Below are 22114 nucleotides of genomic sequence, written 5' to 3'. Positions count from 1 at the left end.
GATTATAAAGTCAATGATAAGCCTACTGTAAATGTTCTGGCAACTGGATATTTTGCCACGTCAAGACCTTTGCCTCCAACTTCCGGATCCATACCGCTATAGTTAGTAATGGTGAACAGGTTCTCTCCAGCTGCATAAACCCTGAAGTTTTTCAGTCCTCCAATTGAAGGGAAAGTGTAACCAATGGTCAGGTTTTTCAGCCTTACATAGGAAGCATCCTCTAGATACCAGCTTGATGGTGTGCTGAAGTTGCTGTTGTCATCCTTGGTTGAAAGTCTTGGGATATCGGCATTTATGTTGTCCACAGACCATGCATCCAATACACGGTTATCAAGGTTATATCCTGACTGAGAGGCATTGTAAGCGGTAAACTTGTACCCGTTGAACACTTTCACTCCTGATACACCTTGGAAAATCATGGATGCGTCAAAGCCCTTGTATCCAAGCGTCAGGTTCAGACCGTAGGTAAAGTCAGGCATATAGCTGTCCATATAGACCCTGTCATCATCCGTAATGCTGCCATCACCATTTACGTCCGTAAACTTGAAGTCACCCGGTTGTGCATTCGGCTGAATCAGCTGTCCGTCTTTAGTATAAGAATCGATCTCAGCTTGTGACTGGAAAATACCTTCGTAAGGAACCAAGTAAGTAGCATACAATGGCTGACCTACCGTAGACCTGTATGGACGCAAAATGCTTCTTACATCATCAGTGTGAGAGATAAAATCGATATCACTGTTGTTGTAACCATCAAGGTTTACCAGCTCATTTTTCATGATATTGATATTTCCTCTGACTCCAACCTTAACAGGCCCTGCCTGACCGTTGTATCCTATTGAAAGTTCAATACCCTTGTTTTGTACTTCTCCACCATTTACATCCGGAGCAGCAGTACCTTGATGAAGGTCTTCCAAGCCCGGCAGAATCATGCCTTTCGTTGTTTTCACGAAGTAGTCAAATGTCAAATCTACCTTGTTGTTGAGGAAGCTAGCATCGAAACCGAAATCGGAAGACTCTGAAATTTCCCATTCCAAATCTGGGTTAGATTGGCGACCTGCATACACGCCACGGTCATTGAGTGCCCCATCTTCTCCAATGATCACATTCTGCGTGCTCAATGGCACATCAAATGAGTAATAACCCACAGAATTAATATTTCCAATACGTCCCCAAGATGCTCTTACTTTCATGTGAGAGAAGATATTGGAAGAGAAAAACGGCTCCTCTGAAATTTTCCATGCACCCGAAACTGATGGGAAAACACTTGCCTGGTTTGCGATAGCCAGTCTGGAAGTTTCATCCCTTCTGACACTGGCAGAAACAAAATACTTATTGGCATAATTGTACATAACACGACCAATGGCAGAGGTCAGTGCATCTTCATACACATCAGTGACTGGTGTAAATATTTCAGAAGCATTACCCATAAATTGGTTAAATGCTGCCTCACTACTAAATCCTCTTCCTTCCTGATAGTAAGACTCGTAGTTGGTCTTTTGGGCTGAGTAAATTCCTGTCAGGTTCAGGTTATGCTTGCCGAATGACTTCTGGTAAGTCACCTGATTTTCCCAGTTCCAACGGTTCGTGTTGCTATATTCCTGATAGAGGTAGTTTTGAAGGTTTGTTCTTCCCAGCTCAGGAATTTTCGGTGAGAACTTTTTATACTTCGAGCTAGACACACTCGCACTCAATGTTGATTTGAATGTCAGTCCATCCAGAATATCATATTTGAAATAAGTATTTGAATTCAGGTAATTGACTGGATTGTCTACAGTTGGTCTCAGTAGTTGTCCTACAGGATTGTAAACGTCACCATAAGCACCTGCATAATCAGATAGCGATTCAGGTACAACCCCGTGGAAGTTACCATTCTCATCATAGACAGGAGCTGCCGATGGCATATAGATCGCATTGATGATAGACCCTGAATAAGAACTGGTAGAGTTAGTACCAACGGCATTCGTATGCGAGAAATAGACATTTTCACCAACTTCAATCTTGTCTGTCAAAAAGAAGTCAACCTTCAGTCTTGCGTTCAGGCGTTCGTAGTCTGTACCAACCAAAACACCTTCTTTTTTCTGGTAGCCTACTGATGACATATAGCGAACATTTTCACTGGCACCGCTTACATTCAGGTTGGCATTGTAGATCGCAGCTTCTCTAAAGATCTCATCTACCCAGTTTGTTCTGTTGACCTGTCCCCATGGGTTAAGGGTAGCGTTGTGAGCGGCCTGTCTTTCAACGCCTGCATTGTCAGCCGCCAAGTTGTACACTTCAGACTGTTGTTGTGCCGTAAGAGGCGTTGGCAGGTTTCCTGCTTGCTGTACACCTACATAAGTGTCGAATGTAATTTCAGGTCCACCAAGCTTTCCTTTTTTAGTCTCGATTACAATTACACCTGAAGCTGCTTGCGCTCCATAGATAGCAGCTGCAGAAGCATCCTTAAGAATGGATATCGAAGCAATATCGTTAGGGTTAATGGCAGGACCGTAGTATGGGACACCGTCCACTACTGTAAGAGGTGTTTCGTTGGCAAATGAACCGATTCCCCTGATTACGATCTGGCTCTGAGCGGAAGGATCACCACCTTGTTGCAAGACTGTCACCCCAGGCACACTACCTTGCAAAAAGTCATTCAGGTTCGTCACCGCCCTGTTGTTGATCTGTTCAACCCCTGCTACCGATGATACCGATGAGGTCAGGTCTTCTTTTCTGGAAGAACCGTATCCAATCATCACCACTTCATCCAACTGGTGTGCTGCCACTTCCATATAGACAGTCAGTGTAGCATCGCCATTGTAAGGAACAGCCTTTGGCTCCATGCCTATAAAGGAAATCCAGATTTCTCCCTTTTCTTCAGGAACTGTTAGGGTAAATGTTCCGTCAGCTGCTGATATCGATCCCAATGAAGAATTGCCGTTGGGAACAATACTGGCACCTGGTAGAGGAGTATCACTTTCTTTGTCCAGCACAGTACCTTTAATAACTGACTGTGCATGCACCTGTATGACAAGTGCTAAACAGATGATAAAAACCGAGATAAATTTACTTTTCATTGAAGTGATTTTTTGTGTTTGAAACACTGCAAATGAAGTTCAGACACTCAGAAATCAGTGGTATTATTATTTCAAATAGTTGTAATATCCTTTCAAAAAAGTGGTCTGAAACACCGCTGATGTGGTACTTTTTCTTCAGCAACAATGCCTTAACTATCGCATATCAGTACGTCAACAAATGGTTTATACCCCGTTCATATAAAACCGTCCAAGCAAGTAAGAAATACAGAGGTCGGTGCATAAAGAACAGGCCTGAGCATGCCCCGCTTTGGAGCATACTCAGTTTTCAAAATATCTAACTTGATTGTGGGAGATGGATAATCACAAGGGAACTCACTTTATCGTCCTTTAACTCCCTTTTGGTAGTTTTTAGGTGATTGACCAAAGTGTTTCTTAAATACCTTACTGAAGTACCTTGGATCGTTGAAGCCACAGGTGTAACTGACTTCAGCGATATTGAGCTTGTTAGCTTTGATCAGCTGCTCTGCCTTTTCAAGTCTCAACTCGATGATGATATCAGAAGGTGATTTGCCCAATACATCCTTGAAGACTCTATAGCATTTTATTTGGCTGATCTGAAGCAGGTCACTCAACGTATTGACTTTAAAGTCGGCATCATCAATATGTTGGTTGATGAGTTCAATACCATCCCTAACCAGTTTTTCATTTGGACTCAACGACAAAGGCTTATCATCATTTATCAGAAGAGAAACCGGCTTCTCATGACTGACCAACTGATGACTCTTCTTGATAAGGGTGGAGAGTTGCTTGGTCAGCAAACTTGCATTGGCGGGTAACTGTATCACCAGATCAACCCCTAGATCCAGCAGTTTTTCATGGATAGAATAATCAAGTCTATCATAGGTATAGAGAACTGGAATTTCCTTCCGCTCTGTTTTCACCTTTTTGATTAGGTTTACCAAACGCTTATTGGCATGACCATTATGTATAATAAGGGCGTCTATGTTTGGGTGATGAATGGACTGCTCTATCACTTCTATATTTTCCTCAACCAATACATCAAAACGGTCATCTTCCAATAGGGAAAGCATATGGTCAAGCTCATACTTCTCTCCTACCAACAGTACATTCGGTTTGTCAGGATTCAATGATTCTGAGAATTCAAAAAACTTCCAATGTTTGAAGTACCCTTTACCTTCACTCTGATCCAAAGTGTTGAATGGGAGTGACAGCTTTATACTGACCTGTTCGGGTGAAGTCATCTCATAGGTTAACTGACCACCCAATTGCTCCATGATGACTTTCCCTTTTTTGAGATAAGGGCTGAACTGCCAGATTTCCTCAAAACTGTCATGAAAAAGTGTGCTTGAAACCTGTATGTTGATAGAGAGATGATTATTGTCTAATTCCCTTATTTTTAGGTTGATGGTCGTATGACTTGATAGGTACTTGATAATTTCCTTGAATGTATAGAGCCAAAGTTCTTTACAGTCTTGGACTGGTAACTCCACCCATTCATGGGATAGTTCTATTTCTTCCTTTAACTCAATGGAGTATTTTTTAAGTAAGGTATTCACCTGTTTTACCAGACCTTCAAAAAGATGAGGCAGGGAGGTGACGGTCATTTTTTCAGACAGTTGGTTATTCGGTTCATTAACCCGCTCTATGCTATCCCATTGATCCAGCTCATTTACTATCTGATCCAATAAGTAGTTCAATTCTATTTTCAGTGAATTGTCACGTGACCTGAGCTGTTCAAACCCTTCCTTAAACTCAGATAGTGGTTTACGGAATTGTCCCATAAAATATTGCTTGAGCTGCTCTACTTCAAGCTCATTGTCCTGATGTCGCTGATAGAGTGACAGCAACTCCCCTTTTTGGCTAGAGATCTCTTTGTTTTTGGCCTCAAGTTTCTCCTTCTGCTGCAAGATGGTTGCTGTACGTTCAGCTACTTTTGCCTCCAGTTTTGCTTGAACTGCCCTTACTTGCCTGTTTCGCCAATACAGAAATACAATGGAAACTGAACCAGCCAGAAACAGCCAAAAAGCAGGAGAGTCCCAAATGGAAGCCGGTACGTCAAAACCGACCTGTTGCCAATTTCCATGATCTATCTCTTGCGAATTACCCACTTGCAGGGTATAGCTTCCAGCAGGCAGATGTTCAAATGCAATTTTACCATCCTTGTCAAGCAATTGCCAGTCGCTTTGCAATGGCTTAAGGCGGTAGACGATATCGTTCTGTGGTTTTTCAAGAAAGCCAACACTTTCCACTGATGCTGAAAATTTTCCATGCTGAAGTGTTTGCTCCCAATCAGTTGATTTCTTCAAATGCAGCAGCGGAAAATTTTGTGCAGCATGCATCCTGTTAGGCAAGAAATAATTGATTCCGTCCACCCCTCCAAAATACAGGACGCCTGCATTGTTTTTATAATGCGCTCCTTCTGCAAATTCTGGTCCTTGCCAACCCTGCTTCCATGGGTACAACTTTGCAGCATAACTCTTTTTATCTATGGAAACTATTCCTGCCGTAGTACTTGACCAAATCTCCTCATTCCCTTCCAGCAGACCGTAAACCAACTCACTTGGTAAGCCGTCTTTTTTTTGAATATTATGCTGAATGCCTTTCTCTGGATGGTAAATGGAAATTCCACTTCGGGTAGCGATCCACAAATTGCCCGTTTGAGTATCTTTCCATAGGTCATATGCATTGTCGTTCAGGATACCATGCTGCTTTTTGATAAAATCCAGTTTACCCGAACTGAAAACAATCACCCCATTTTTTTCAGTGGCAATCCATAGGGTATCCTTGTCAGCCAGTATCTTTCGGGTATGAAAGCCTTCCAACATTTCCTGCCCTTCAAATGCTACAAAGGAGTTGGTTCCATAATCAAATTTTGAAATACCATCCCATCCTGCAATCCAAAGTGCATTCTCTGTTTCACAAAAATTATAGGTTCGGTTACTGCGTAGGTACTTATGTTCGGAAGTGGAAAAATGTGTAACATGCTTTTGGGGCGTAATTCTCATAATGCCGGCATAGGTTCCAACCCAAACATTCCCAAACTTATCTGTAAATAGACTTCTGATTCTTTTCCAGTCTTTGTTCCCTTTATAAATCGTGGAATCCATGTACTGAAACATGGTGTTATGTGGAGCCTTGTAGAGCAAACCTGCATTATAGTAACCAAGCCACAAGTTGTTTTGGTGATCTTGTGTTACCGCCCTTACAGTTTCACTGGGCAAATTCGGATTGGCTACAGGATGGGCATAAATGGCATGGATCTCATCTGAGTTGTTCAGTACAATACTTATACCGCCATCTTTTGTTCCTAGCCAGATATTACCGAAAGTATCTTCATGAAGATTGTATATCTCATTGCTCCTTAAGCTGTATGGGTTGAAGCTATCAGAGAGGTATTGGTGAAATTTAGGGGTTGCCATATTCCCTTTCTCCAATGAATAAATGATTAGTCCATCGGTTAAGGTAGCAAACCAGATATCTCCATTTTTTCGTAGCAGTACATCCCGAATTGTTGCCTCTGGAAAATGGTCAAGCAACAGTTTTTTATATTTTCCAGTCTTGTCTTCTCTAAAGTGATAGCCACCACACGGATGAAATTTCTGATCGCCATACACTAGCGTATCTTTATCAATAACTACCATCATTTCCCCTTGATTATTGATTCCATGCGTTTCTATTGGGGAATGAAAGGTATAGTTTTGAAAGGAATGGTCTTCTTTCAGTAGGCTTATAGTATTAACACTGGATTTAACCCAAATACGTTTATCCTTATCTTGATCCAATCCATAAATAAAGTTACTGGGAATTGATGAACTGTCATTTTCATCGTGTCGGTAAATTTTAAATTCATGTCCATTGAAGTGATTCAATCCATCCCATGTTGCTATCCAAAGTGCCCCTGTAGAATCATTTATAAAATCATTGACAGAGTTGTTGGAAAGACCATCTTCTACTTGAAGTGTTCTGAATTTGAGGTTTTGCCCCAAGCTGATTGAAGAGAGGAAACAAAGCAAAATCACTAATCGTGTCTTTGTATATCTATGTTGATTCATCTGAAGAAGTCTGCCTTGGCACTTGCAAATAAGCATTACAAATGCGTCATGTTTAGTTTAATTGTTATCAGGGCAAATTAGGTTCTTTCATATAAAAATTATTTATCCTCAGATGAACCTTTGGTAAACTAAAGATGAAGCACAGTTGTCTTTTCATAAAACTGTGCTCCATTAAAGAAATGATTATTCACCGGAGCCATTCACCCTAAATACACGGACATCATAGAAATTGCCAAAGATTGGATCTTGTGTCTTGATTTCCACTTTATGCACGCCTGTCGAAAGGGTTTCAGGGTAACTGCCAACCCAGATATGAGGGTTTTCCTGAACAGGGCTGAAGTTTAGCGTATTGGTCATATCGGAAACACCGACACCTTTCGACTCCAAATATCTCCACCTGATCAAGTATGGGTCGGGTATAAGTTTTTTGTCCATCGGTTGCCATTCTCCTTCATCAATCCGCATGGTTACCATTGTGCTGTCCGAACCTGTAAAAACATTGGCAACGATGCTCCTTTCGGTTAAATTTTCTGGAACGCTCATTCCCCAATCCCATTTATTTTTTTCATAAATCCATATTTGCATCTGCTTGTCTACAGGCATTTTGGAAGCCTTGTACTGCAGCTTGTAATCTGTACCATCAACCATCAGGTAAGCGTATCCTTTCGGAACGCCATCGCTCATAACGGATAAAGGAATACCTTCCCAATCTAGTGCACCTGTCCAAATAGACCCACATGTTGCACCTGCAATGATTTCATGCATGACGTTATCTTCACTAACAGACAGGTATTCCTGATGTAACCAATGGTTATGACCTGATATTGCCAGCAAGTTTTGCCTGTCAGCTAAAAGCTGTTGTAACTCCTGATAGTTGGAAATATCAGCCAACGGAGCGTGCTGACAAAAAACCACCAATCGGTCTTTCGGAACAAATGCAAGATCGTTCTTTACAAAATCAAGCTGCTCTTTGCTTAGCTTCTCCTCATAATCACCATGTGTGTTGGTTGTTATTAAATCTGATGTAACAGTTACAATATCGTTGAGGACAATGAAATGAACCTTTCCATAATTAAAGGCATAATGTGAAGGACCAAAGGCATTTTTAAAGGAAGTCATATCCAAGGCAGGGTCAGTTGCCAGTACATCATAATCCCTGTCATGGTTACCAGGAACAACATGCATAGGCATCTTACATATTTTCAATGTCTGCTTGGCCGCTGAAAATATATTGACATTATCATGCGTGATATCTCCCAGTAAAACGCTAAAGTCCACTCCCCCATCCTTAATGATTTCCTCAGCTACAAGCTTGTTGATATGGTTCCAATCTACCTCTCCACCTGCCTGTGTATCACCCCATAATGCTATTTTAAATGTCGTTTTCTCCTCAACCTTATACAGTCCGAAATCCAACTGTTTTGGGAGCTTTCCTGTCGGTGCTATACCGGGACCATCCATTGGTGGAGTTCCTTCAGGATAGTAATGATAATACCCTTTTGAAATTCCAAACTCATCCATTGGAAGCTGATATCCTGAAGGTTTGATAACGAAAACGGTTTGGTAGGCTGAGACAGGAATTTTATAATCCCCATTGCTATCCGTTACGACTACCTCAGTACCATTTGAAACGCTGACACCTGCAACCCCTTTCTCTTCTTTGTCATAGAAACCGTTTCTGTTAAGGTCATTGTAGACTTTTCCTTTTAAGTAAATAGTCTTTCCGTTAGCTGTCTGAAAATTGAAGATTAATAACCATGCAATTACCGTCAATATGAAGTTTGTGTGAATGTTTTTAATCATAGCTGTTGTTTGATAAAAATAAAACTTGATAGTCAAAAAAATATTAAAGTATCGTTAGTCTCTCTCTTAAAGCTTGTATAACAATATACCTGCACACTGGTCGAAGTAATACTTTAAAAGATAGAGTGATATAAAGAAAAGCTAATCAGAGTTCAAAAAATGGCAGACTGAGACTACCTTATTGTTTTACTTCAACATAAAGATTCCATTAATTTTAAGCGGCATTTTGTAGAAACTACTGCTGCCTTTACTGCTTTTCAGCTCCATTTCATTCTCCCAAAAACAAGCTAATAATTGGTGTTTTGGCGATGGCATTGGCTTAAATTTCAATCATGAACAACCTGTACCGCTTAACAATAGTGCCATGATCGCCTATAGTGGATGCAGCTCTATTAGTGATCCTGATAAAAGAGAAAGCTATAAAACCAAAGAGCCTGCAAGTAATAACTCGCAGGCTCTTAAGCTTTTCAGAAAGCTGCTAACGGATCAACTCCCCATTAAATTTACTTTCTGTATATCATCATTTTTTCTTAATCATCTTTAGTACTTCTGTTTTCTGCTGTGTTGTGACCATCAACAGATAAGTACCTGGAGGTAATTGGTTACCCAAAGTCTCGTTACTCCATATTGCTTGTCCGGACGCATCCGCTTGCATCTCTTCTTGATAAAATACACTTCCGGTAATATTCACCAACTTTATGCTGACAGCTCCTTCCGCTTCAGTATCCACCAACAACTGTATAGTTGACTCAAAAGGATTTGGGTATGCCTTCACCGCCTGATCGGGAAGTGTCGCTCCAACCAATCGCATTTGAACAGGTTCCGATAGATTACCTAAGAGCTTATCAGCAGTAAACTTCATTACCTCAGAATTTAGGATATAGGTACGGTCGGATGCTGCATTATAAGCTTTAAATCGTACTACTTCTTTTTCAGACTCCCCACCTACCGTCATAAAGAAATATTGTCCTTCTTCAACCTGCTGACCTGATACAATTCCACGGCATTCATTCCCTACAAAAGCGGCAATCACCCAATTTTCATCCATACTTATGTCCTCGCCTTCTAATTGGATTACCATAGACATATTGTCTTTGAACTGTTGAGATTGGTAAGACCAAGGAGCTGTTATTTCGGGATTCACCTTCGCTTGACGTCCGTTGCTCAGTGTGCTTGTTTCTGGATAAGTAAAGGTTGTTTCATTTCCTGTATAAAGCATATAGCCTTCTCCCGGACGCAACGTTTGTAATGTTCCTACCCAACCGTAAGTCGGATGGTACAAGGAAAAAGCATCTTGACTCTTGAGTAAATCATCTTCCATAGGGGTGATCCCTGCCAACGCCTCCGTAATCGTCATGGATACCTGAGGAGTAAATCCTACGTAATTCCACCCTGTATCCACAGCAATATCTGTGCTGTTGACCTCCACTGGCGTACCCTTGACCTGTAAATTGGAAGCATTGGTTAACTTGATCTTATACATCTGATCAGCTGTCACTCCTCCATTATTCGTCAGGCTTCCAATCCATCCGGTTACTTCACTATACTGGTCATAATCATCTTGCCCCTTGATAACATCTCCTTCCGAACCTATTCCAACCAACAGGTCATTGATATTGGCATTGGATTCAGCATTCAGGTTAAAAGATACCCATGTCCACCCTGCTGGAAAGTCATAATCCAATGTGATTTCATCTGTAGTTACGATAGCAATGGGTTCAGTGGTTGTTCCCAAGGTGATACTTGCCTTAAAGGTAATTGAAGGTGTTACTTCTTCATGCAAGCGTCCAGTACTGGCATCCCACACCTTAAAGTGTAGTTCTTCTTCTGTGCCTGTGTCATTGGAGATCTCCAACAATACTAAATAAGCAGCAGCAGAGGAATCATAAGTTAGGTTAGCCGTTCCTCGAAGTTCTTCTCCTGCAAATACCCCTACTTTATCATAAGGATCACTGGATACTTCTCCGTTAATTGTCATTTGCCCTATCAGGTTCATGGTATACCCTTCTGGAATCGTTTCTTCGCCCCATTCAGGCTCGGATTTCAATACTCTCAACTGAACGTTCAATACCTCATCCACGCCAGAGGTAGTTGTTAAGCGGATAGCCTGCTCAAACTGTCCCACATTGATGCCCTCATGTGCCTCAAACGCAATCGTTTTATTTCCATTTGCAGGGACTGAACCTGTATCCTCTGTTGTTGTTAACCATACTGGCAAATCTACCAATTCATAGTCCTGTTGCTCATCACTATGATTGAGAATTGTTGCCTCAAAAGTGAATGCTTCACCCTCCTGCATTTCCAAACTTATCGTTGACTCTTCCCATGTCAACACACTGATAGGTTCCTCCACGGTCAGCTGTACTTGCAAGGTATCGCTTCCTCCAATTGAATGTACTACCAACTCCGTCTGATAGCTGCCTGGCTTGGTACCTTCCTTGATATTGATGGCGATATTTTTTTGCTCATTTGCCTCGATAGTGGTACTTGAATCCTCCAAGACCAACCATTCTGGAAATGTTTCCAGTTCGTAGTCTAACTGTATATCAGCAAAGTTATCCAGCAGTGCATCAATCGTATACAAGGAATCTGCTACCATGGTAAATGACAAGGAAGATTCCTGCCACTTAACAAGCGGTGCATTCGCCAGAATATAAGGATCAGACACTGTTCCTTCCTGATCATCAAGTGTAAAAGTCAAGGAGTTGGTCAATGAAATAACCTGATCCCCCTCAGCCTGATAATACTGAAAGCTTAGAGTCTCTCCAGTTAACTGATTACTGTAAGCCAAGAGAAAATATTGGTACTGGTCCAATGCGGCTATATAAATAGGCTTTGCCACACCTCTACATTCTCCATTTACAAATACACCAATCATATCATTGGGAGTTTGGGTGTTGCCGTTAAGCAACACCCTCCCTGTAATTCCCATTGAATAATTGTAATCTGCAGCATTTACCGACCAATCAGGTGTAGCTGCCTGCAGTTGTCCACTTATCAAGCAACATAGACAACCTATAACAAACTGTAAATAATTATAGCTCCTTCTCATTATTGCTTGATTACTTTTAGGACTTCGACGTTTTGTTCTGTGATGACCATCAACAGGTAAGTTCCTGTAGGCAAGTTATTGCCAAGGGTTGGATGACTCCATTTCACCTGACCTGATGAACTAATATCCGTTTGTGTTTGGTACAAAACGTTACCAGTAATGCTCGTCAACTTAATCGTTGCTTTTCCTTCCGCTTCTGTATGCGCCAGCAATTGCAATGTAGAGGTAAATGGATTCGGATATACTTGGAACCCATCTTCCGCCGATAATTCAGTTGCCAAACGCATTTCTATTGGATACTCCAGATCTCCCAAATGTTGATTCTGTGTATAAGCACTCAACTCAGAATTTAGTTCATAGCTATATCCCGTGGCAGGATCATAAGCCTTGAATTGCAATGCTGATGAGGCTGTGTTTCCACCTACAGTTAGGAAGAAGTATGTTTCTTCTCCAATTTGCTGACCTGAGGTGATACCTCTACACTGTGCTCCTTCAAATGCCGCCAATATCCAGCCTTCCTCGATTGACTCTTCTTCTGCTGTCAACTGAACCACCACTGACATATTATCCTTGTACTGTTGTGCATTATATGCCCAAGGAGCTGAATTGACCGAAGGTAAGCTAGCCAAACGACTGTTACTCAAGATACTTTTCTCTGGGTAAGTCAAAGTAGCCTCTTTCCCTGTGTATAACATATATCCTTCTCTTGGAGTAAGAGTCTGTAAGGACCCTACCCATCCGTATAGTGGATTATAGAGTGAGAAGGCATTTTGGCTCTTGATCAGATCACCTTCTATCGGGCTGATACCGTTCAAAGCTTCCGCTACAGTCATGGATACCTGTGGAATAAATCCAAGGTAATTCCAGCCACTATCCAGTGCAATTGGCATACTGCTCGCCGTCATCGGTGCTCCTGTAACACTAAAGTCCGTATCGTAAGTCAGATTTACTTTATACATCTCTTCACCTGTTACACCACCTGAACTGGTCAAGGTACCTACCCAACCTGTCAGTTCACTGTACTGGTCATAGTAAGTCTGTCCTTTGATGACATCTCCTTCTGCTCCAACACCAGCCAATAAGGCATTCGGGTTTGAGTTCAATGGAGAGTTCAGGTTAAAGGATATCCAAGTCCACCCTGATGACAATTGATAATTCGCAGTGATTGAATTAGAAGCGACAATCTGAACCGGATTATCATTGGTTCCTTGAATGGTATTCGCTGTAAAAGTAATCAGTGGCGTAACGTCCTCATGAATATTACCTGTACTGGCATCCCATACCTTGAAGGTCATCTCCTCATTCTGAATCTCATTACTATAGATATTCAGGAATACCTGATAAGTACCTAACGGAGCTACATATGCTAAATTCGCTACACCTCTGCATTCTTCTCCCACAAAAACACCTACGATATCGTAAGGGTCAGAAGAGATTACCTCGTTGATCGTTACCTGACCAATTAGGTTCATGGTATACTGATAGTCCGTTGGGTCAACCTCCCAAACTGGTGTAGCACGGAATACCCTCAGGCTGACAGATAGTTTCTCATCAAAGCCCAGTACGGTAGTCAGGTTAATCCCTTGCTCGTAGGTACCTACATTTACCCCTTCACTGATTCGGAAAGTAATCACCTTACGGCTGTTAGCCGCTACTGTTCCATACGCATCATCTGTGGATAACCATCCCGGAAGATTGTCCAGCTGATAATCGTATCCTTCATTACTGCTGTTGATCATCACAGCTTCAAAGGTGAGACCCTCTCCTTCCTGCATTTCCAGATTGATTACCTGCTCTTCCCAAGTCAGGATATTCTGTTCCGCCAATACGGTCCAGCTGACTGGTGACAATAATCGGTTGCCATAAAGGTCCTGTACATTGCTGACAGTAACTTCCATCAGTTGCCCCTCGATACGAGCAGCATCCACATCCGGAACAATGATAATTCTATCGTTATTCACGACATAGCTGAATGGAATATCCTGTACCGGACGAACATCCTGTATGGCTGCTCCTTCTGTTGTAAATGCACTACTGATACTTGTAGCGATCGCCATACTTCCACCATTGTCAGCGGCTGTTTGGTCAACCAGCGATTCCTCCATCAAAGTGGCTCCCATTACAGTAGTATAAGTTTCAAACGGGTAGTAAGCGATCAAGCCTACCTCATCTCCCTGTAGTTTATGATGCTTGTACAGGTTGAGATGTGTTTGTTTTCGTTCCGTATTCCAGATTCTGAACTCGTCGATCTTACCGTTAAAATATTGATCGATTAAAGTGGAAGATGGATTTTCATCCACGCCTCTTGCACCGATCCACATCTTGCTTCCTGCCAGTCCCGCGATAGTAGACATGGTTGTCTGACTTTGCAGTTCTCCATCTACAAACACTTTGGCATTTCCTTTACGGTTGACAGTGAAAGCAAAGTGGTGCCACTCCTGATCAAAGTAGTTTTTCGTGGTGGCTTTGTAAGTGTTTCCATTCGATAAGATGGCCATCGTACCATCCGAAAGTCCACTGATCGCCAATCCCAGTGATGGATCTTTGTAGATTTCCACACCATCACCTCTGCCACTTGAGAAGAAGGTTACAGTATCCATAGGGGTAGCAGCATTCCACCAGAACTCAATGGTAAAGTCACTTTCCTCTTCCAGTACGATATTGGCACCATCAATGGAAAGGTACTCACTACTTCCATTAAAGGCATAAGCATAACTGCCCGGTGCCAGATCCCAAGTACCGCCCATCATCTGCATGGTACGGGAAGCCGTGATATCTGTCAACAGTGTTCCGTCTGCTTCATTAACTGGCCAGTAAGCATAAAGGTAAGGGGTAGCGCCTCGTAGCGTAATGTTCATATTGGCCACAAGCTCTCCCAGTGTCCTTGCTTTTTCCCAGATTCTAATCTCATGGAGGTTAGCCTGAAGATGGTCGGAAGTTCCATTGTTTCCGGCACCGACATACAATGGCGAAATATCTGAGGACACAAAGTTGATATTAGGTGTTTCCTCGATGACCTTGTCATCCATGTAAACCGTAGCATAACCTGACAACGGATCATAGGTAATCGCCCAATGGTGCCAACTGTCAACCGGATAAGTATCGGAGTAATAGGACTGAGGATTTACCGTGATCGTTTGGCTACCTAATGTAAGCGACATCGTTTCATCCGCTTCCATTTCCAATTGTATCTGCTCACTGCCATTGCCTTTGGTCAGAATCACCCCTGATGTACCTGAGTTACGTTTCATCCAGTATTCAATCGTCCACGCTTTGTTGTTCAACGAAATAGCTGATGAACGCAAATAATCATTGGCTCCATCTAAGCTCACACTAGTCTGATGCGAAACATCTGCTCCATTCAAGGCAGCTCTTACGGTAATATTATGGTCCTTGATTAAACCAGCCTCTAGCTCCTCGTTGAACTGGATTCCGATATTGTCCCCATAATTCAAGATACCATCTGTTGGCAGCGGTGTTCCAAATACAGTTGGTGTCACTCGGTCAATCGTACCTTGTATATAGTCCATTTCGTAAATGGATCCATCCGTACAATGTGCTCTTGCTCTCAACTGATAAACACGATCTGTTAAGGCTGAGATATCCCAATTAAAGCTTACATCCCCTCTTCCGTTCAGGTATTCCTTCTCACCATTGTAAGCATCGTAGGCATCAGTTTGGTCATCCTTAAAGTAAGTCTTGATTACAACTGGCGAACCACTCAAGCTCTTGTACTGCACGTCAATACGCTCCAAAGTACTCAAGTTAATATCATAGCCTCCCAAAGTGATCGGCACCTGGTTGTCATTATTGTAGTTCACTACCCAGTTGTCATCCATATTGGTAATATCCACTGTTGCACATTCTGGTAAGAAGTGAGCAGAGATAAATACGGTATCGGAAATGACTTCCACGTTGTCACTAGTAGGGTCATTCTGACAGGTTGATTGCAAGACCACAGCAATACTATCATAATCCATGATATCCGCTCTTCCTTTCGCCAGTGTCAAGGTCTTGTTCACCGTCTGGAAAGCAGGTACCAGATACGAACGCTCTGCCGTTAATCCATCCATCAATAAGACGGCACCATAAGGGTTAGTCGACTCATCAATGGAGATCTCATACCACATGTCCGTGTTGGACTCACTCTCGTTTTGCAATGCCAGTGTATAAGTGGCTACTTCTGATTCCGGCACATTGGCACGTATAGCAGGCGTAACATCCAGTTTTGGATTTTCTCTTTTAAGGGTTGCCGTATTCAACTTGACTACCTGATTATTTTCATGGTAGAAGGACGTATACAGCTCCCCTTCATAAGGGCATTTACTTTGTCCTCCTCTTGTAGAGAAGATCGGGCTGGAGATATTAAATCCGGTAATGTCGTAGGTCTGATTCCCCGAGATATCATCAAAAAGATTAAGGGAGTTATAGCCCATAAAGCTCATCTCCAACAACTGGTACCCAAAATCTAGTCCGAACTTACCTGCTGCCACCAAGGCATTTCCTCTAGTCGTAGAAACTTTCAGCGCCTTTTCGGCAACTTTACCCAGTACAGCTTTTCCAACTATCGCACCTCCTGCGATTCCTAACAATGTTCCATTTTCTTCCAGGAAGCTCTCCTTGTCGGTAATGAAGTCCGTAAACTTGCTCCGATCCATAAGCGCTACCCCTTTGTTGTACTTCACATCAATGCTGTAGTAATCACCTTCATCCCGTTCATCAATTACATAACCAAATAGAACGCTGTTGTCCACTGTCTTATCCTCCTCTGTGGCAATTCGAGCGGTCATATCCCATGTATTATGAAGGTTAAAACCATTCAGGTTCGTGATGCTCTGGAACTCACTGTTCCAAGTAAACGTAATGTCTCGGCTGCTTCGCTGATTGAACTCACTGGAGAAAGTTTCCTCCACCTCATTGGTCAGGGCGCCTGACGAACCATCAATGGAAATGTTACGGATGGTTTCCGCAGTTGCCTTTTCTGACTCATTGGTGATGATGGCATTGATCCATTTGGTAATCTGCGTATTGATAAACTGTACGGAATCAGTTTCTGATGGAGAATCCGGTGTAAAGGTGTAACTCAGGTTGGAAACATCAGCACCTGGGTTTGCCAATCGTACGGAATCCCTTAACTCATTCAGGGTACTGTCATTATTGCTCAGGCCAAAGTACGGACTGGTAATATCCAAATGCGATTCATACTTCGGAGAAGTCGTCAACAGCAGGTCCTTGATTTCAATCAGATTCGGAATCAGGTTATTGACAATGTGTGACTGAGAGTACACAAAGAAGGTAGAAGAAGGATCATCCGAGAAGACAAACCCATCGATGATACCTAATGAATATCCCGTCGTGCCAATCGGCAAATGTTCTAATCCGTAATCCTCGCAATAGTCAGTAGGCATGACTTTCAGGTTACGAGACTTAGTCACGAAGGCATTTTTTGCCTCACCAATATACAAGTCGGCATCCGACCCCACATCCTGTGGATCAGAACTGGTCTCTATACGCTCCTTAAAGGTATAAGTCTTGGTATAATTTCCTTCGAAGTCATATTCCTTGACAATTTCCATCCCATATTCCGAATCCGTAAAGGTTTCAGAGAGTACCATTGGTCCAGCCAATCCACCACCTGTACCTACAAACAAGCCGGTACGTGAGGTATAGTCTAGTGCCGAGGTACTATTGGCATACAAGTTCCACGATTCACGTTTCTGGAAAGTAGAACCCTTTTCGATATACGCATAACTATTAGAACCCGGAGGGTCTCTCAAAACCATCTCCACTTCACTCGGTCCAAAAGTAACAAAGTCCGTTCCCGCTGTCGGCAACTCTCCCAATACATAAGCTCTGAATGGAGCTCCTCCTTCTGGTTCCCATTGTAAAGAATGACTGGAAGTCTCCACATTCACCTCAAACGTCTTGGTATAAGAATTCTCTCCATCCTGTGACAAATTCGGTACGCCTGCACGGAACTCATAGTAGAGCAATCCACTAGCATCGGTTTTTCCAGTTGTTGCTGCAGGGTTTATCATTAACTGATCATTGATCGTCACCTCGGCCCCTTTTACCGGCACCTTATCTACTACCGGGTCAAGTGGGTGGTCTGGATTCAGATACACCTCATTGACATAGATGTTTACTCCATACATCTTCGGCATCTGGAAGATTGGGAAGTTCAACATCGTCTTGTCGATGACCAACGTATCCGGCATCTGTGTCACTTGGTTGGTGAAAACAAACACCGAGTCCCCACTAAATTCCGTATCGTCTGAACTGTATACTTCAACCGTCGGTACTTCTCTGATGATGTAGTTCAACAGGTGATGATAACTATATGAAGCTTCCACTTTTTCATCATCCACCATTACAGAATCCGTCACAGTCTCCAGATAGATGCTATTGCGAAGATCCAGCACGCTTAGATTTCCGGAAGGAATAAAATAGTTGTCGTTTCCTACCTTCTTCACGATCCACTGCTCAGGCAGCATCTCAATTTCATATTCCCCTGTGTAAGGGTCTGTTTTCAGGTCGATCAGGTCGTAAATCTCATTATCTGACAGATCGATATCATAGCCTTCCTTCTGCAACTTGAATTGCAAATCTGCCACACCAATATTATTCAGGGACAACCCTAAACCAATCGTCTTCTCTCCTTGTACCGTTCCTCCAACTACTCTACCTGCAACTTTCACCTTGGTACTGTCAGTAAAGTTCACAGTCAGGTCTTCCACAAACTCGTGTTTCTCTATGGCCCCTAAGTCATCTCTTTGTGGGAAGTACCCCTCGGCAAAAACGTGTCCGTCTTTTTCGACAGAGATATAGTGTTTACCAATCGGTACACTGATCTCATAATTACCTTCAGCATCTGTACGGATCACCTTATTATCATCTCCGATTGCCTCAACGCCATCTATCAATAGTGTCACATCTTCTACTGGCACTTCTGTATTTTCATATTTGACTTTACCACTCACTGTAAAGAAAGAGATGTCGGTAAAGTCAATACCATTGTGCGTCTTGGCTCCATCACCAATATACAGCGTTCTGGACAGAGGTTGGAACTGGTGTTGTCCCAAAGAAGGGGTCACCCTAAACACCTGTCCACCAGAAGCATATGGGATATAGTCAATGGTATAATCACCCAATTCATCCGTTGTTGCACGGATACCTAATTGATTACTTGTCGGAATCTCTGAAGAGAAAGTAACCTGTCCATTAAAGGCGCCATCATTTTTATTGAAGGTATCCCCCGTTTTTGAAGCATCGTAAATTGCATCACCAAAACCTTCATCACATCTCCAGTAAGCCACCATGCCTGTGATGTTGTTATTCAAACTGCGGTTATAGTTTTCCTGAATCTCCTCTGCTGAGCGTGCCACTTTCCATACCCTAACTTCATCCAAAAATCCCTGAAAGTAGTTGTCATCTTTACTATTGGAATGACCAAGGATCACCGTACTGTAGAGGCTGGCATCCAGCAGGTCACTGCTCGAATAGTTACTGGCAACCAGTTCACCATCCCTGTAGATATAGCGGTTTTTGCCTGAAGTATCATCCTTGTCATAAACACAAGCCCAGTGGTGCCACTCCCCATCATATTCATAAGCATCACTTGTTGCAAAGTTGTTGCTATAAAAACCGAAATAGAACTTATCAGAATTGTTATATCCAATCATCAACTTGCGGTTCTTCACATCGCCCCGTCCCCAAGTGAAAATCTGGCGGGTGCCTGAGGAAGGCTCACTCTTTTCCCAGAACTCTACCGTAAACGAAGTATTTGACAGGTCTATCTCATCTCCAGCGTCTACGTAATCGGCATCACCGTCAAAATAGATACTGTTCCCGGTGTTTCCGCTTGTCTTCTCAAAGTTGACCAATACACCTTCTACCGGATTACCGCCGGCATATTCCACATGACCATTCGCTACACCAAACGGAATCACAAAACCCAAGTCACTTTCTTCATTGGAATAAATCTCTATATCCTCACAGAGTGATTGTCCCACTACCTTGTAGTTGTAGAACACGCCACCTACCGCACTTTCATCCTCAAAGATCAGGTCGTTGTCCACCACCTTAATCAGGGAATAGGTACCCTCACCGGCAATACTTCTGTAAATCAGGAAGCGATCCACTTGGTTCAGCGTTCCGTTCAGTTCCCATTCTACCCTTACAAAATCAGAGAAATAGCCTTTGGATGTCGTCACAGACTCTATAAAGGAAGTCAGGTCCTGACTGATATTACCCGTCACACTGGTACTTGACTCCACACCATCAGTCGCACAAGAGTTGGTAGCCGCTACTGTATAACGATACGTTACACACAATTCCAATGAATTATCCATATAGGAAGTAGTACCAATATCATTGATATCAATTTCCACACGATCTGTTCCATCAAACTTCTCACGGATGATCTTATAGCCTGTCGCATTATTTCCAGATGGGTTACTCCATGTCAATGTCAGTGTTTTACTACCCAAATCCTGAGACAGCGCCAGATTTGTCGGTGCCTGAGGTGCTTGAGAAGTACGTCCCTTGTCCACACCTGAATAGGTACCTGCAACAGTACAGCCATTATCATCCGTACCAGAAGCAATCACACGATAGTAATAATCTTTGTCTATCGAGGCAGTATTATCCGTATAGGAAGTCGTTCCTCCACTAATATTGCTTGAAAGCGTTACCTTGTTGGATGTAAAAGAGGAGTTGGTTGCTCGTTGGATTGTCCATTTAGGAGGAGTTTCTGAAGAGCTCCAGCTGATATCGATTGTTCGGTCACAATTGCTTTCAGTTGCCGTCACATTCGTTGCTGCATCATAACTCATTTTTACATTACCACTATTGGAAGTATCGGTATCATCCGAATAGTAGCGGGTTCCGTTAATCTCCCAGAATGTTCTGAAACGGTACTTTTTCACATCTCCCTTCGAGACATTGGTATCGGTATAGCTTGTGCCGGTACCGGAATACAGTACACTCGAAGTATTGTCTGTGCGTACTACTTCATACCAAACATTATTGCCTGTCTCATAAGAATAGCTGCTGCTCTCAATATCATTCCAGCTTACATTGATTCGGTCCGACTGACAAGTAGAAGCCGAAATATTCGGGTTAAACGCCGAAAACGAAGGTGGCTTGATTGGTGGGTAGTAATCTTTTACCCTTACTCTTGTGTTATTATTTACCGTCGCATCATAGTTGCCTGTCACGTCCGGAATCGACACCTTACCATTGCTCACATTTTCGTGTGTACCGTGGTAATAACGAACCAGGTTACTCCAGTTCGGGTGGCTGCCATTGACTTCCTCATCGTAATACTTTTTAATATTAGTACTACTTACTGCCACTTTCCATACCCGCATTTCTGCCGCATAGAACTTACCCGAATTTTTACCATCGGCATCGTCATCTCCAAATCGACAGTTACCATCTCCATTATGGTTACTTGGCTTAGGATAAAGTGCCGAGATTGGACTTCCATTCTTGTAAAGATTTGCACCATATACCTGACTACCATTGATATATAATCGGACAGTACTTGAACCATTGTATGTAAGGGCAACGTGTACCCAGTTATCCAGAAAGGTAGTTGATTGCGTAAATCCATCCAGTGTCCAATAGACATCCCCCACATTTCCATCAGTGGCTAGCTTAAAGCTATTATCACCATCATAGGATAAACTAAGCTGATTGTTGTTAGAATAGAACCGGAACAAGTTCATATCATTGTTACTGTTCTCTTTCAGTTGCACCCACAGCTCTACGGTAAAGGGAGAGCTTTCGATCCCAAGGGGTTTATTGGAATCCTTATCATTGATCAATACATAATCCGCTTGCTCTTGTGAAAGGTCAATAGCCCCATTCCGGGTGGATTGTGCATAAACCTGTTGGATAAATAGCAGAAAGAAGAGTACGAGACTCCCTCTACTTAATAATGTGTACACGTTTTTCATACAGGAATTTGTAAGGTAAAAATCAATAGCTGAAAAATGGTTTTAATTAATAGCGTTTTGGTATTCAGTATTAAATACTTACAAATATCGGTAGATAAGGTCGGATATAGCTAATCGCCATGGTGGACAATGGGGAGACATCTTTTCTTTTGAAGCAAAAAAACCGCAGCAAAAAAATGCTACGGTTTTCAAGTGAAATTGTTTTCT

The 22114-nt window shown here is 42.5% G+C and carries 5 protein-coding genes; all 5 read right to left on the bottom strand.

Annotation, left to right across the window (positions count from 1 at the left end; translation table 11 throughout):
• Window positions 1-2 precede the first annotated feature (2 nt).
• On the bottom strand, window positions 3-3056 hold the full coding sequence (locus V6R21_RS10025; protein WP_334243296.1) for a SusC/RagA family TonB-linked outer membrane protein: 3054 nt from the start codon (window positions 3054-3056) through the stop codon (window positions 3-5).
• A gap of 338 nt (window positions 3057-3394) precedes the next feature.
• On the bottom strand, window positions 3395-7090 hold the full coding sequence (locus V6R21_RS10020) for a two-component regulator propeller domain-containing protein (protein ID WP_334243295.1): 3696 nt from the start codon (window positions 7088-7090) through the stop codon (window positions 3395-3397).
• Between the two features lie 183 nt (window positions 7091-7273).
• Entirely contained in the window at window positions 7274-8893 is a 1620-nt protein-coding gene (locus tag V6R21_RS10015) for a calcineurin-like phosphoesterase family protein (protein ID WP_334243293.1), read from the bottom strand.
• A 520-nt stretch (window positions 8894-9413) separates the two neighbouring features.
• Window positions 9414-11945, bottom strand: coding sequence for a T9SS type A sorting domain-containing protein (locus V6R21_RS10010; protein ID WP_334243291.1), 2532 nt, complete (start codon window positions 11943-11945; stop codon window positions 9414-9416).
• On the bottom strand, window positions 11945-21907 hold the full coding sequence (locus tag V6R21_RS10005; protein WP_334243288.1) for a LamG-like jellyroll fold domain-containing protein: 9963 nt from the start codon (window positions 21905-21907) through the stop codon (window positions 11945-11947). The genes V6R21_RS10010 and V6R21_RS10005 overlap by 1 nt, the downstream gene beginning before the upstream one ends.
• Window positions 21908-22114: the final 207 nt, after the last annotated feature.

The organism is Limibacter armeniacum, from assembly GCF_036880985.1.
Lineage (GTDB): Bacteria > Bacteroidota > Bacteroidia > Cytophagales > Flammeovirgaceae > Limibacter > Limibacter armeniacum.
This window is presented reverse-complemented; position numbering and strand designations above follow the sequence as displayed.

What these genes read in the sequence shown, in the direction of transcription:
- V6R21_RS10025 (WP_334243296.1), bottom strand. Translation starts at nt 3,056, where the DNA reads ATGAAAAGTAAATTTATCTCGGTTTTTATCATCTGTTTAGCACTTGTC.
- V6R21_RS10020 (WP_334243295.1), bottom strand. Translation starts at nt 7,090, where the DNA reads ATGAATCAACATAGATATACAAAGACACGATTAGTGATTTTGCTTTGT.
- V6R21_RS10015 (WP_334243293.1), bottom strand. Translation starts at nt 8,893, where the DNA reads ATGATTAAAAACATTCACACAAACTTCATATTGACGGTAATTGCATGG.
- V6R21_RS10010 (WP_334243291.1), bottom strand. Translation starts at nt 11,945, where the DNA reads ATGAGAAGGAGCTATAATTATTTACAGTTTGTTATAGGTTGTCTATGT.
- V6R21_RS10005 (WP_334243288.1), bottom strand. Translation starts at nt 21,907, where the DNA reads ATGAAAAACGTGTACACATTATTAAGTAGAGGGAGTCTCGTACTCTTC.